Source organism: Arthrobacter sp. M4 (assembly GCF_020251205.1).
GTDB lineage: Bacteria > Actinomycetota > Actinomycetes > Actinomycetales > Micrococcaceae > Arthrobacter.
In genome coordinates this window covers 1-13,882 of the sequence record NZ_JAIWYX010000024.1, presented here as the reverse complement: position 1 = coordinate 13,882, position 13,882 = coordinate 1, and the positions used below count along the sequence as shown (strand labels likewise).

The 13,882-nt window shown below is 63.4% G+C and carries 11 protein-coding genes; 9 read left to right on the top strand and 2 right to left on the bottom strand.

The window, feature by feature from the left end; genetic code table 11:
* Positions 1–123: 123 nt before the first annotated feature.
* The 4 genes from LD110_RS21715 (at position 124) to pabB (ending at position 5,398) form a co-directional block, all read left to right on the top strand.
* Positions 124–1,107, top strand: a complete 984-nt coding sequence (locus LD110_RS21715; protein ID WP_225502017.1) for an ABC transporter ATP-binding protein — start codon at positions 124–126, stop codon at positions 1,105–1,107.
* On the top strand, positions 1,104–2,696 hold the full coding sequence (locus LD110_RS21710) for an ABC transporter permease (RefSeq protein ID WP_225502016.1): 1,593 nt from the start codon (positions 1,104–1,106) through the stop codon (positions 2,694–2,696). The genes LD110_RS21715 and LD110_RS21710 overlap by 4 nt, the downstream gene beginning before the upstream one ends.
* Before the next feature lie 90 nt (positions 2,697–2,786).
* A complete protein-coding gene (locus LD110_RS21705; protein ID WP_225502015.1) occupies positions 2,787–3,332 on the top strand; it encodes a low molecular weight protein-tyrosine-phosphatase in 546 nt (181 codons plus the stop codon).
* Positions 3,329–5,398, top strand: a complete 2,070-nt coding sequence (gene pabB / locus LD110_RS21700; RefSeq protein WP_225502014.1) for an aminodeoxychorismate synthase component I — start codon at positions 3,329–3,331, stop codon at positions 5,396–5,398. Before LD110_RS21705 ends, pabB begins: the two co-directional genes overlap by 4 nt.
* Here pabB and LD110_RS21695 read toward each other — a convergent pair.
* A complete protein-coding gene (locus LD110_RS21695; protein ID WP_225502013.1) occupies positions 5,395–6,972 on the bottom strand; it encodes an NCS1 family nucleobase:cation symporter-1 in 1,578 nt (525 codons plus the stop codon). The genes pabB and LD110_RS21695 overlap by 4 nt on opposite strands.
* Before the next feature lie 102 nt (positions 6,973–7,074).
* Complete coding sequence (gene cls / locus LD110_RS21690) at positions 7,075–8,550, bottom strand: cardiolipin synthase (protein ID WP_225502012.1); 1,476 nt, start codon at positions 8,548–8,550, stop codon at positions 7,075–7,077.
* Between the two features lie 81 nt (positions 8,551–8,631).
* On the opposite strand from cls, the gene LD110_RS21685 reads away from it, so the two are divergent.
* The 5 genes from LD110_RS21685 to LD110_RS21665 all read left to right on the top strand — a co-directional run bounded on the left by LD110_RS21685 (position 8,632) and on the right by LD110_RS21665 (position 13,644).
* Complete coding sequence (locus LD110_RS21685; RefSeq protein ID WP_225502011.1) at positions 8,632–9,564, top strand: aminodeoxychorismate lyase; 933 nt, start codon at positions 8,632–8,634, stop codon at positions 9,562–9,564.
* Between the two features lie 77 nt (positions 9,565–9,641).
* Positions 9,642–11,192, top strand: coding sequence for an efflux RND transporter periplasmic adaptor subunit (locus tag LD110_RS23985; protein WP_225502010.1), 1,551 nt, complete (start codon positions 9,642–9,644; stop codon positions 11,190–11,192).
* Entirely contained in the window at positions 11,185–11,907 is a 723-nt protein-coding gene (locus tag LD110_RS21675; protein WP_225502009.1) for an ABC transporter ATP-binding protein, read from the top strand. The genes LD110_RS23985 and LD110_RS21675 overlap by 8 nt, the downstream gene beginning before the upstream one ends.
* A complete protein-coding gene (locus LD110_RS21670; RefSeq protein WP_225502008.1) occupies positions 11,904–13,148 on the top strand; it encodes an ABC transporter permease in 1,245 nt (414 codons plus the stop codon). Before LD110_RS21675 ends, LD110_RS21670 begins: the two co-directional genes overlap by 4 nt.
* Before the next feature lie 25 nt (positions 13,149–13,173).
* Complete coding sequence (locus LD110_RS21665; protein ID WP_225502007.1) at positions 13,174–13,644, top strand: hypothetical protein; 471 nt, start codon at positions 13,174–13,176, stop codon at positions 13,642–13,644.
* Positions 13,645–13,882 lie beyond the last annotated feature (238 nt).

Here is a 13,882-nt window from a genome sequence, read left to right as displayed (position 1 = left end):
TCCTGCCGGTACGGCTGCACACTCTCTGGGGTCTTCGATTATCCCAGCGTCGCCCTGATTTCCCAACGCCAGGAGTCGATGGGAAACCTCCCACGGCAGCTTTGCCGGGAGTACGCTCACAGCATGACCGCTGCTGTCAGCATCTCCGGATTGGTCAAGACCTTCGGTTCCTTCCGGGCCCTGGACGGCCTGGACCTCGATGTCCAGGAGGGTGAGGTCCACGGCTTCCTCGGTCCCAACGGCGCGGGAAAGTCGACCACCCTGCGCATCCTGCTGGGACTCCTGCGGGCCAACTCCGGCACGGTGAAACTCCTGGGCGGCGACCCCTGGCGCGACCTTGTGGCCCTGCACCGCCGCGTGGCATACGTTCCGGGCGACGTCAGTATCTGGCCCGGACTCACCGGCGGAGAAGCGATCGACCTGCTCGGCCGGCTTCGCGGAGGCCAAGACACCAAGCGCCGTGACCGCCTGTTGGAGACGTTCGAACTTGATCCCACCAAGCGTGGCCACACCTACTCGAAGGGCAATCGCCAAAAAGTCGCCATTGTGGCAGCGCTTTCCTCCAACGCTGAACTGCTGATACTGGACGAGCCCACCGCTGGCCTGGACCCGCTCATGGAAGCCACATTCCGCGAAGAAATCCGGCACGAGCGTGCCCAGGGCCGGAGCGTTCTGCTTTCCAGCCACATCCTTGCCGAAGTTGAAGCCCTCTCTGACCGAATCAGCATCATCCGCAAGGGCAAGGTGGTGGAAACCGGCAGCCTCGAACAGATGCGTGGCCACGCCCGCACCAACGTTGCCGCCACGCTTGCCGACGACGACGCGCAACTCACCGAACTGCCTGGAGTGGCCGACCTTCTGGTCCAGGGTCGCCGAGTCCACTTCAGCATCGACGCAGAGGGGCTCGCCGCAGCGATGAGCGCCCTTGCCCGGCACGGTGTCACTGCCCTCACAGTCACCCCGCCAAGCCTCGAAGACCTCTTTCTGCAGCATTACGGCGAGCGCATCGAACCGCAAGAGGACGACGGCGGCAGGCCGGCGTCGTCGGGCGCTGCCCGTTTGGCTGTCGGCCGTCGACGGGCCGCACAGGACCGGGGCGCGCAATGAACGGCCAGCTCACCGGCACCGGCGCACTGCTGCGACACGCGCTAAGGCTCGACCGTTGGAAGCTGCTGCCGTGGCTCCTCATCATCGGCATCTTCCCCATGGCATCATTCGCTGCCTACCCTTCGGTGTTTCCCACCCAGCGGGAAGCCGTGGTCCTTCAACTGTCCCTCGGCACTAATCCCGCGTTTTCGCTGCTTTTTGGACCGGCCACGAACCTCACCACGGCCATCGGCTTTGTCACGTGGCGTGTCCAGATGTTCGGCATGTTCTTCGCAGCCCTTATGGCGGTATTCGCCGTGACCCGCCATACTCGGACCGCCGAGGACTCGGGCCAAGCCGAGTTGCTGGACTCCGGCGTGGTGGGCCGGCACGCAAGGCTCGCGTCCGCCGTCGTACTGGCCTGGCTGGCGTCCGCCGCTGTGGGGCTGGTGGTCGGTGGATCATTGACACTGGCAGGTGCCCCGGCGGCTTCGGCCTTCGCATTGGGATCGGTGATGGGCGGCCTTGGCTTCGCTTTTGCCGGCGTGTCCGCCGTAACCGCCCAACTCGGCTCGGTGGGCCGAACCGCGAACACGCTTGCCGCCGTCGTGCTGGGCCTTTGCTACCTCTTCCGCGGACTCGGTGACACCCTCAAGGACGGTGAGTGGTTGTTATGGACCAGCCCGATGGGCTGGGCGGAACAAATCCGGCCGTCGTCGCACAACGACTACTGGCCGCTGGCGCTGCTGCTCGGCTTCGGCCTGGTGACCGCGGCGATCGGCGGCTGGCTTTCCACGAGGAGGGACTTTGGCCTCGGCATTATTCCGGGCCGCGCCGGTCCGGCACACAGCAGGCTTGGCATCTGGGGCCTCACCGCCCGGCTGAACCGGGGGCCTTTCTGGACATGGGGAATCACCTTCGCATTTCTCGGATCGATCTACGGCCTGGTGACCACCACCATGTCCTCGGTGTTCGCCGACAACCCCTTTGTTAAGCAGATGCTGGCCTTCCGTATCACCTCGGAGGAACAGCTGGTTTTGGCGTTTGTCCAGGTCCTTCTGCTTGTGCTTGCATTCGTTGGCGGGGTCTGCGGCATCCAACTCGCGCTCCGCTTCTACGCGGAGGAGGACGAAAGGCGTTCCGAATGGGTGTTGTCCGGAGCGCTGTCACGGCTAGACCACATCGCGCCCACGGTCTTCCTGGCGCTCACCGTCCCGGGAATTGGCATGGCACTAGGCTCCGTCGCGCTGGCAGCGACGTCCACCGCCACCGGATCTGCGGCGAAACCCATCGACGTTATCCTGCAGGGGCTGGCCGAAATTCCATCCCTGTGGTTGGCAGCCGCCGTGGCGATCGCGGCTGTTGGCATCGCGCCACATCTGCGGGCCATTGCCTGGCTGGTGCTGGTCTATTGGTTGTTGATGACGCTGTTTGGTCCCATCCTGAAGGCACCGGATTGGATGCTGAACACCAGCCCATTCCATGCGGTTCCCCAGGTCACGGCCCCAAACCCGGACTTTGCGCCATTGTGGATCACCGCCGCCATTGCAGTGGCCCTGGTGGCGGCGGGCCTTGTGGGGTATCGGCGCCGGGATCTTGTGTGTACGTGAAGGCGGCCTTTGTATCCAAGTGGTTACAGTTTTACCCACACCGTGACGACTCATCTAGCCATTCGGCGTTGCATCAACCATGCTTGCTGCATGAGTTCCGTCAGCCCCTACCGGATCATCACGGTCTGCACCGGCAACATTTGCCGCTCCCCCATGGCCGAGTTCATGCTACGGGAGGCGTTGTCGGCTGAGGGACTCGACAGCAAGGTCATTGTGGATTCTGCCGGCACTACAGCTTATGAGGTGGGCCGGCCCATCGACCCGCGGGCTGCCCGCATCCTCACCTCTCACCTGATCAAGTCCGGAACGCACGTGGCGCGCGAGTGGAAGCACTCATGGTTCGCTGAACGGGACCTCATCCTCGCGCTGGACGTGGATCATTACGGTTGGCTGCGGGAGGCCGCCCCGGACCTCGTGTCACGTTCCAAGGTGCGCATGTTCCGCAGTTTCGATCCTGATGCCACGGGCAAACACGCACTGGATCAAGGTATTGAGGACCCTTGGTACGGCGGACACGCCGACTTCGAGAACGCCTGGTCGCTCATCCACGCCGCAATTCCGGGAATCGTGGAGCACGTAATGGCGGAGTTGGCCTCGCGGCAGCTCGGAGAGCAGCAGGTACGCTCTATTCCATGACCCCAGCACCCGTGATCATTGCCGTCGACGGACGATCAGGTGCAGGGAAAACCACCCTGGCCATCGAACTCGCAACCCGTTTGCGCGCCCATCACAAGGTCTCCCTGTTCCATTTGGAGGACATCTACCCCGGCTGGAATGGCCTTTTTGCGGGCATCGACAGGTACGTCGCCACCGTGCTCGGCCCCCTTCGCAATGGGGAGCGCGCCGAATGGGTCAGTTGGGACTGGGCACGCCATTACGACGGCGACACCCGGATCACGCAGCCCGCGGAAATTGTGATTGTGGAAGGCGTGGGGGCCGCTTCCCAGGCCGCCCGGCCTTTGGTGGACGCCGTGATCTGGGTTGAATCGTCGGAAGGCGACCGGCGGCGTCGCGCGCTGGACCGGGACGGCGGCACTTATGAGCCGTACTGGCAGACGTGGGCGGACCAGGAACGCGAGTGGCTGGCGCAGGACCCAGTGCGCCAGCACGCCGACGTCGTGGTCAGCAACGCCGCCGACGGTACCGCACCCAGCGATGTCCTCCAGGCCCTGACCTACCTCCCTGCCCTGGCGCCAGTGATGGCGCCCGAGGTATCCGCGCGCCGCGGCCTGCGGCTGCACAGCGTACGTATCGAGGCCTTGCCCGACGCGGCCACCCTCTTCGACTCCTTGTACGGAGAATCCACCAACGCCGTGTGGCTGGACTCGTCCAACGCGGACGTGTATCACCGGTATGGCAGGGAGGCCGGCCACGGCACCGAAAACGCCAGCGTTGCCGTTGCCGCTGAGCGGTGCCGGTTCAGCATCCTGGCCGACGACGGCGGCGCCTTTGGCCAGTCCGTCCAGCATGCCTCGGGAATGTCCCGAGTGACTGTCGGCTGCGCTACAGTGACGCTTTCCGGGCCATTCTTCCGCTGGCTGGACCGTGTGTGGGGCTTGCGGACACTCCGCGCGCCGGATGGCTACGAGTCTTCCTTCCTCCTGGGTTGGCTCGGCTACCTCGGGTACGAGCTCAAGCGCGAGACGGGCGGCAGCGACGTGGTCTCCCCCACTCCGGACGCCGCACTTCTTTTCGCGGGACGGGCGGTGGTCATTGACCACGCCGAGCGCTGCGCCTGGCTGCTGGCGCTCGATGCGCCGGACACTGGCGATTGGCTCGAGGCTGCCCGCGAGGCTGTCCGGGCCGCCGTCGTTCCTTCTCAGGCAGCTGCGCAGCCAGCGCCAAGTGCGGTTCCGCATTTCAGCGCCCGCGACACTGAACCGGGCTACAAGGCAAAAGTGGCCGCCGCACAACAGGAGATTTCCGAGGGGAACACCTACGAGGTGTGCCTCACCACCACACTCACTGCCGACGATCCCGGGCTGGACCCGTGGGCAACCTACCTCGCGTTGCGGAAGCGGAACCCGGCTCCGTTCGCCAGTTACCTGAAGTTCGGTGGCCTCACCGTCGCGAGCACCTCACCGGAGCGTTTCCTTCGGATAGAGTCCGGCGGCGGCATGCGCGCCGAGCCGATCAAGGGCACCCGGCGCCGTGATCGGGACCCGTTCCGCGATGTGGAGCTGCGGGCCGACCTGGAGTCTTCGCTCAAGGACCGCGCGGAGAACATCATGATCGTGGACCTGCTCCGCAACGACCTCAGTCACTTCGCGGTTCCCGGTTCAGTCACCGTGAGCCGCTTGTGTGCGATCGAAAGTTACGCCACAGTCCACCAAATGGTCAGCACGATTGATGCGCAGCTCCAGCCGGGCGCCCCCCGGGCCGAGGCCGTAGCGGCGGCGTTCCCGGCGGGGTCCATGACTGGAGCTCCGAAGATCAGCACCATGGACATCCTCGATCGTTTGGAGGGCGGTCCGCGTGGAGTTTATTCAGGTGCCATTGGCTACTTTTCGCTGAATGCCGCCACGGACCTCGCCGTGGTGATCCGCACCTTAGTGATGAACGACGACGGCGAGCGGCCGCCGTCGTTGTCCCTTGGCGTCGGCGGGGCGGTCACCTCAGACTCCGAGGTGCAGGCCGAATACGACGAGATCCGCACGAAGGCGCACGGTGTGTTGTCGACGCTGGGGGCGGAGTTCCCTTAGGCGTCAGCCTCGGCAACAGCACGCTGGATTCCCGGATCGTTCCGCGTTAGGAAGAAGTAGATGGTGGCTGACAGGATCGCTCCGACGAACCAGGAGTAAGGGCCAAGCCCTGCGCCGCCGGGCAGGATGGTCTGCAGGCCGGGTATCAGGGCGATCATTCCGGCCACCACCGCCGCTGGGATCAACGCCGCAAGTGCTTTTGGATTCCAGCCGTGGCGGTAGTAGTAGTGTCCCTGTTCGTCCTCGTGGTAGAGGTCGGAAATCTTGAAGCGCTGGCGGCGTAGCCGGAAGAAATCAGTGAAGATCACGCCAAACAATGGTCCCAGCAAGGCGCCGAGTCCACCCAGGAAGTAGGTGATGACGACGGGGCTGTTGAAGAGGTTCCACGGCAGGATCACTATGGCCAGGATGGCGCTGATGAGTCCGCCGCGGCGGAAATTGATTCGGTGGGGCGCCACATTGGCAAGATCGTAGGAAGCCGACACGAAGTTGGCCACCACGTTGATGCCGATGGTCGCCACCACGAAGGTGACGGCCGCGATGCCCGTGATCCATGGATCGTTGATAGCCCTCACGATGTTCACGGGGTCCGTGATGACCTGGAACATCTCTTGCCCCCGGTATTCGCGCTCTGTGAAGTAGGAGGCCGCACCGGCTGTAACCACCACCGTGACCAGGGCGAAGGCGATGAAATTCACGGGCAGGCCCCAGAAGTTGCCGCGCAGGATGGTCTTGCGGTCGGGCGCGAAGCGGGAGAAGTCGCAGAAATTGAGCAGCAGGGCCGCGAAGTAAGTGATTGTCAAGGCGATGGCGGAGAAGAACTGGCTTACTGCAGCAGGGCCCTCCAAGGGAGCCACCCCAGGAATCGACAGGCTGAAACGGTCACCGGCCTGCACCACGATGTAGATGGCCAGCGCGAACATCGCCACCCAAATGGCAGGCCCGGCCCAATCCTGGAATCGGCGTACAGTCTCCATGCCGCGGCGGATCACCAGCAGCTGGACTGCCCACAGCACCAGGAATGCTGCCCAGCCGATCGGCGTCAGGCCCAGGAACTCCGGATTCTTCGCGGGATCGTCGAGCTCGGCGAGGCTAGGCCAAATAGAGAACAGGAGCACCAAGACTGCCTCCGAAGCCAGCCAGGTCTGGATTCCATACCAGGCAATGGCGATCACGGCACGGATCAGGGCCGCAAGGTTCGCTCCGAACAGGCCGAAGGACATTCGCGCGAGGACGGGATACGGCACGCCTGTCTTTTGCCCGGCCGTGCCCGCGAAGTTCATCAGGAAATAGACCGCGGTGATTCCTACAACCAGCGCCAGGAAGACTTGCCAACCGACCAATCCGGTGATGAACAAACCGGCGGCGAAGGTATAGCCGGCGATGCTGTGGACGTCGCACATCCAAAGCGCGAAAAGGCTCCGGACGTTCCATCTCCGTTCGCGCGCAGGTGCCAGATCTTCATTCCAGAGCCGGTCGCTGACCGTTCTGCCCTCGGACACGATGCGTAGCCGCTCCGGGTGGACTTCCACGCCGCCGAGCGGTGCCGCAGGAATTTCGTCTTTCAGGCCCATGGCACGCCTCCAAACGAGCGCTTTTGGCGAATACCGCCAGGAAATTCACTATGGCACTGGTGACCTACGCCCGCAATGGAATGATGGCCCCGCGCAGGGAGGTTATTGCAGGGTGGCGGTGAGACGGGCGACGTTGTCCACGTATTTCGCGGCAACTGGGCGATGTAGCCAGTCCTGAAGCGTGAGCTCCCGGGACGACTCGCGGTAACTGGATTCGACGGCTCGCATGGCTCCAACCATCTCGGCACCCAAAAGCATCACGGAGACCTCCATGTTCAGCGAGAAGGAGCGCATGTCCATGTTGCTGGAGCCGAGGACGGCCACTTCGTCGTCAATGGTGAAGTGCTTGGCGTGGAGGACGTAGGGCGCCTCATAGAGATAGATCCGGACGCCGGCCTCCAGCAGCGCTTCATAGTATGAGCGCTGGGCATGGTGCACCAGGAACTGGTCGCCCTTCTCGGATACGAACAGTTCCACGTCCACGCCGCGCTGGGCCGCCGTCGTAATCGCGTAGAGAAGGGAATCGTCCGGCACGAAGTAGGGGCTGCAAACTGAGATGCGATGCTGCGCCGAGTAGATCAGCGTGTTGAAGAGCCGGAGGTTGTTCTCCGTGACGAAACCGGGACCGCTCGGCACCACTTGGGCTGTAACCCTGCCTTGCCTAGGGCCGGAGGGCACGTACAGCTGGTGTTCCAGTGATTCGTCCGTCTCGCTAAGCCAGTCGGTGGCGAAAACGACGTTGAGCGTCGCAACCACCGGGCCTTCCAGCCTCGCCATCAGCTCAACCCAGCTTCGGCCCGCCTTGCGATGCCGCGGGTTGTTGTAAAAGGGCTCTATCAGGTTCTGTGAGCCTGTGAAGGCGACTTCGCCGTCGATGACCAGGATTTTCCGGTGATTCCGTAGATCGGGGCGGCGCCACTGGCCGTGGATCGGCAGCAGCGGGAGCATCCGCTTCCACTGGATTTTGCCGGACTTGAGGCGGTGGACCAGCTTGCGATATCCCCGGATGCGAAGCGTGCCAATGTGGTCGTAGAGCAGCCGCACCTCAACGCCGCGCTCGGCTGCCGCCTCGAGTTCGCGGATGAGTTCGTCCGTGACATGGTCGCTGCTCATGATGTAGAACTCGGCGTTGACGTAATGCCTGGCACCGCGGATGGACTCGGTCATGGCTTTGATGGATTCGTTGTACCCCGGGATGAGATCAACCGTGTTTCCGTCGACCATGGGAAGGGACCCTAGCCGCTGGTTGAGCTCACTGGCCGATTTCACCCACTCAGGACCGGAATAGTTGCTGAGTACCGTGGCCAGGCCTTCCGTTCCGGCGCGGACTCGGTCGTTGATCTGTTGCTGTTGTTCGCGGCGTCGCCGGGAAAGGCGAAAGTTGCCGAAGAGAAGGAAAAGCACCAGGCCAACGGATGGCACAAAGAAGATACCCAGGAGCCAGGCCATGGCCGTGGTTGGTCGTCGATTTCCCGGAATGACGCCAACTGCCACTATGCGGATCACGAAGTCCATCACACCCAGCACAAAGACAAGCCAGGTCGGCAGCGTGCCCACTAGCGGGAACGGCCACAGCACAGATCAAACCCCCATTCGACCGGCCCGGCAGGTCCGGCCGGGCGCATGAGGACAGCCTATCCCGCACACTAAGCTGGAAGCATGACCTCTGCCGTTGCCTCCTCAGTCTTGGTGTTCCTGGATCCCGCCTATCCCGATGGCCGCATCGCGGACGCCAGCAAGCCCCAGCTCATGGCGACGGACCTGGGCGCGACCCGCGGAGACGGCGTGTTCGAGTCACTGCTCGCCGTCGGCGGCCACGTTCGGAAGCTGCAGGCTCACCTGAACCGATTGGGCACCTCGGCCCGCGCCTTGGCGTTGACTATCCCCGAACAGGAGCAGTGGCGCCGCGCGGTTGCTACCGCCGTCGAGACCTACCGCGAAACCCACCCCGCCGCTAACCCGGCCGACGACGAAGTGGTGGTGAAACTCCTGGTGACACGCGGCGTCGAAGGCTCCGCCACCCCCACCTGCTGGGTCCAGGCTTCACCCTCTCCGGCTGGCAGCCGGCGCCAGCGGGAGACCGGCGTCGACGTCATTTTGCTGGACCGCGGCTACGACTCCGAGGTCGGCGAGAGGGCTCCGTGGCTGTTGCTCGGAGCCAAAACGCTGTCCTATGCGGTCAACATGGCTGCACTCCGCTACGCCCACTCACAAGGTGCCGACGACGTCATTTTCACCTCCTCCGACGGCAGGGTCCTGGAGGGTCCCACCTCAACCGTCCTGCTCGCCCATGTGGAAAAGTCCGACGACGGCAGTACCGTTAAGCGCCTCATTACGCCTCAGCTTGATAGCGGCATCCTGCCCGGCACCTCCCAGGGTGCGCTGTTCGCAGCGGCGAAGAAGGCTGGTTGGGACCTCGGTTACGGTCCGCTGGTGCCGGAGGATCTGTTCGACGCCGACGCAGTGTGGTTGATTTCCTCGATTCGCCTCATAGCGCCGGTGAACCACATCGACGGCAAGGAAATCGGCGAGCCTGCCCTCCGCAAGCAACTGACTGCTGAGCTGAACGAGCTATTCGCCGGTATCGAATAGCGCGTCATCTTGCGACGCAAATCCCCATAGAAGGAATTTCACAGCACTTTCATAGGTGACCACCGTACGGTTCGTCCGTGAACACGAAAACCGTCATCATCAACAGTGCCCTCGGTGTCGTTCTCGCGTCGCTTACCGTCGGCACGGTTGCCACGATCACAGGAGCATTTGGGGCGCCGGACCGGGCCGCATCAGCTGTCCGTACCGTGGCCGTCAGCAAAGGATCCGTGGTGGCTGTCGCCACCGCAAACGGCAATGTCTCCGCTGCCAGCACCACGGTTGTCAACGCGCAGAACTGCTCGGGACCAATCACCGCCGTTTCTGTAGCCCTCGGCCAATCGGTGGCCGCTGGCCAGGCACTGGTGACCATTGACCCAACGAATGCCCAGAATGCCCTGACAGCGGCAACGGCCCAGCTCGATGCGGCAACGGCCCAGGCCAATCAGCAGCAGGTAACGGCTTCGAACCAAGTCACGGCGGCCAGCCAAGGCGTTGCCAACGCCCAGCAGACGGCAGATCTGGATGCGGCCCAACAAGCAGCCGGCCTCACTGCGGCCCAAAAGGCGGTGGACACGGACACTGCCTCGGTGACCACTGCCCAGAACAACGTCAATGCAGCTCCGTCGAACAACCAGTACCAGGCTGCCCTGACATCCGCGCAGGCACAACTCGCCAAAGATCAACAAGTCCTGACCCAGGCCCAGAACAACCAAGCCTCGCAGCAGCTCAAGGACAAGCAGCAGCTGGCCAGTGCCCAAAACCAACTTGTGGCCGCCCAGAACTCGGCGGCGACGGTCAGCTCAAGCAACGTGACCAGCGCGCAACTCGCTGTCGATACGGCCACAAAGAACCTGGCGTCGTGCACGCTCAGTGCCCCGGTGGCAGGAACTGTTACTGCCGTCAACGCCGTCGTGGGCGGCAACTCCGGGTCATCGTCATCGGCGTCGTCAACTGGCTCTTCCGGATCCAGCGGCGGCAGCGGCGGTGCCGCCGCGACATCCGCGTCGTCGTCGAGCTCGTCCACCGGATTGGTGACCATCAGCGACACCAAGAGCCTCCAAGTCGTGGCGAATTTCGCCGAGGCGGACATTGCGTCCATGAAGGTCGGCGACACCGCCGAATTCAGCTTCCCTGCACTTAAGCAGGATTCCTCCGCGAGCCCAGTGACCGGCAAGGTGATTGCCATCGCCCAGAACGCGACTACCAACAACAACGTTGTCAGCTATCCGGTGACGGTTTCCATCGCAAACCCACCGGCAGCGCTGCGCCTCGGGCAAAGCGCAAACCTTTCAGTAACAACCGCGACGGCGGACGGCGCACTGTTGGTGCCCACCCTGGCGGTGACTACAACGGGCAATCGCCAAACCGTGACGGTAGTCCGCAATGGGCAGGCTTCAATAGTCGCTGTCACGACCGGGATCAGCGCCAACGGAAGGAGCCAGGTTCTAAGTGGGCTCAGCGAAGGTGACCAGATCGAGCTCCCTGCCGTCTCATCGACAGCTGACAACAGCACCACCACGACCGGCGGGCAAGGGACCAACAGGGGTGGTTTCGGCGGGACAGGTGGTTTCGGCGGGACGGGTGGTTTCGGCGGGGGCACCGGTGGCGCGGGTGGCGGCCGTGGCTAGCTCCAACATCCCCGTCATTTCGCTGCGCGGCGTAAGCAAGATCTACGGACAAGGTGAGGCACGGGTAACGGCCCTCGACGGTGTGAGCATCCACATCAGGCGCGGAGAATTCGTCGCAATTGTTGGCGCTTCGGGATCCGGGAAGTCCACCATGATGAACATCGTCGGTTGCCTGGACGCGCCAACCCACGGTGAGTTCAAGCTGGACGGGATGGATGTCTCCTCCATGGACGAATACCAACTGGCGCAGATCCGCAACCGCAAGATCGGTTTTGTCTTCCAAAACTTCAACCTCATCCCCCGGACCAAAGCCGTAGACAACGTAGCGATGCCGCTGGCTTATGCCAAAGTCGGGCGCGTCGAACGGAAGCAGCGGGCACTGGCGGCGCTGGACGCCGTCGGGCTTTCTGCGCGAGCCGGCCACAAACCTTCGCAACTGTCGGGCGGCCAGCAACAGCGGGTGGCAATCGCGCGTGCCCTTGTCACCGATCCGGTGATGCTGCTGGCCGACGAACCCACAGGAGCCCTGGACTCCCACTCATCGGCGGAGATCCTGGACCTGTTTAGCGCCCTCCACGCCCGCGGCCGAACCATTGTGATGATCACGCATGAATTGGACGTTGCCGCCCGGGCGAGCCGGACGGTGCGTATGCAGGACGGTCGCATCATCTCAGACACAGCCCGCGCTGCGGCCTTATCCGGAGGTGCCGTGTGAACCTGATTGAGTCGGCCCGGTTTGCCATGAGGGGCGTCACGGCGAACAAGCTCCGCTCGCTCCTCACGACGCTCGGGATACTCATCGGCATCGCCGCGGTCATCATCCTGCTTGCCGTCGGGGCAGGAACCAGCAACAGCATCAAGGACCAAATCGGCAAGCTCGGCACCAATGTCCTGACGGTTAGCCGTTCGACGGCGGTGGGCGGCCGTACTGGCGCAGTCGCCGGCCAGCAGGTGGCTGGAAACCGCTCGCGCAACACCAACCTGACAAGCGCCGATGAGCAGAGCCTGACCGATGCCGTTCTGGCGCCTGACGTTGCACAAACGGCGCCGGTTGTCACCGCGCAAGCCGTTACAGCGACCTTCAGCGGTGCAAGCCATGCGGTGGCATCGTTCGTTGGCAGCACTCCGGCGTACTTCTCCATTACCAATAACACTGCGGAAGTTGGACAACTGTTCTCCAGTGCGCAGGAGTCATCTGCAACGGCAGTCATAGGCCGCACCGTCGCAACCGACCTTTTCGGGAACAACTCAGGCTCCGCCGTGGGCCAGACCATCGCACTAAATGGCCAGAACTTCGTGGTCTCGGGTGTTCTGGCGGCAAAGGGGGCCACTGGCCTCAACGACCCCGACGACGTCGTGATAGTTCCGCTGGGTGCCGCCCAGGACAAGTTCACTGGCTATGCCCCCAGCCTGAACTCGATAGCGGTGCAGGCTAAGTCGGCAGACGTCATGAATCAGGCGCAGAACGAGATCCAGATGATTCTGGACGCACGCCACAATGTCACGGCTGCAACGCGGGACTATCAAGTGCGCAACCAGGCCCAGGTTCTCACGACCGCGACGTCCACAACCCAGACCCTAACGATCCTCTTGGGAGCTGTTGCGGCTATTTCCCTGCTGGTTGGTGGGATCGGAGTCATGAACATCATGCTGGTGACTGTTACCGAACGGACTCGGGAAATCGGCATTAGGAAGGCAATTGGTGCTTCACGCGGGAACATCGTGAGCCAGTTCCTGGTCGAGTCGCTGATTATCTCCATTATCGGCGGCGTCATGGGAATTCTTGTGGGCTATGTGGTTAGCAGCTTCCCCATCATGGGCGTGGTGCCGGACGTCCAACCTTGGACCGTGTGGCTGAGTTTCACTGTTTCCGCGGTCATCGGCCTGGTGTTCGGTATCTACCCCGCCAACAAGGCCGCGAAGCTCCGCCCAATCGATGCCCTCCGCTATGAATAGACCAAGAAAGTCGAGGACGACCGCCATGAACTCCGAACACGCCGAAACAGACGGGACCGTACCGATCGAGGTAGGCCTGGCTTGGCACCCTGAGGAGACTACTCCCACGTCCGCTGACGAGGAACCCTTCATTCCGAAGGAACGCTACCGGCCAGCAAAATCAACCAAGATCTTGGCCTGCGCTGTCTTAGTGATGGCCGGATTATTTGGCGGTGCACTCGTTCAGAAAGCCCTGGCACCTGGTCAGGCCGGAAACCGTGGCAACTTCAGCCAGCTTCGGACAGGCGGCCAAGGCAACGGAGCGGACACCACGAACGGCCAAGGAGCCACGGGCACCCCCACGCGCGGTGCCCGTGGGACCCAGAACAGCGGATTCGGGGCGGGAACAGGAGGAACAGCGGGCGGCGGCACCGCTACCGGCGGAGCGGCGGGCGGCGGAGCCGGAGGCGGCGGAACGGCCGGCGGCGGCGCAGCTACCCCGCCTTCCGGTCCTTGAGCAGGTTCTCCAACCCGATCGACGGAACTCTAGGCTCCCGCAACCACCAAGCGGGCCTCCCACCGGGAGCGCGCCCGCCGGTGGCGAAGCCAAAAACGATCCTTCCAACATGCTCATCGCTCCGCGCTTATTCCCCCGCGAACCGGACCTCCCAACAGGGAGCGCCTCCGGTGGCGGGCTAAAAATGTCAGTGCCTCCTCGTAGGGTGAAGGTACTTCGGGAAGGGGGGTGGTTTGGA

Bases quoted from the DNA above. Each gene is read 5' to 3' on its own strand.
- LD110_RS21665 (WP_225502007.1), top strand. From the start codon at position 13,174: ATGAACTCCGAACACGCCGAAACAGACGGGACCGTACCGATCGAGGTA.
- LD110_RS21715 (WP_225502017.1), top strand. From the start codon at position 124: ATGACCGCTGCTGTCAGCATCTCCGGATTGGTCAAGACCTTCGGTTCC.
- LD110_RS21710 (WP_225502016.1), top strand. From the start codon at position 1,104: ATGAACGGCCAGCTCACCGGCACCGGCGCACTGCTGCGACACGCGCTA.
- LD110_RS21695 (WP_225502013.1), bottom strand. From the start codon at position 6,972: ATGGGCCTGAAAGACGAAATTCCTGCGGCACCGCTCGGCGGCGTGGAA.
- LD110_RS21705 (WP_225502015.1), top strand. From the start codon at position 2,787: ATGAGTTCCGTCAGCCCCTACCGGATCATCACGGTCTGCACCGGCAAC.
- pabB (WP_225502014.1), top strand. From the start codon at position 3,329: ATGACCCCAGCACCCGTGATCATTGCCGTCGACGGACGATCAGGTGCA.
- LD110_RS21685 (WP_225502011.1), top strand. From the start codon at position 8,632: ATGACCTCTGCCGTTGCCTCCTCAGTCTTGGTGTTCCTGGATCCCGCC.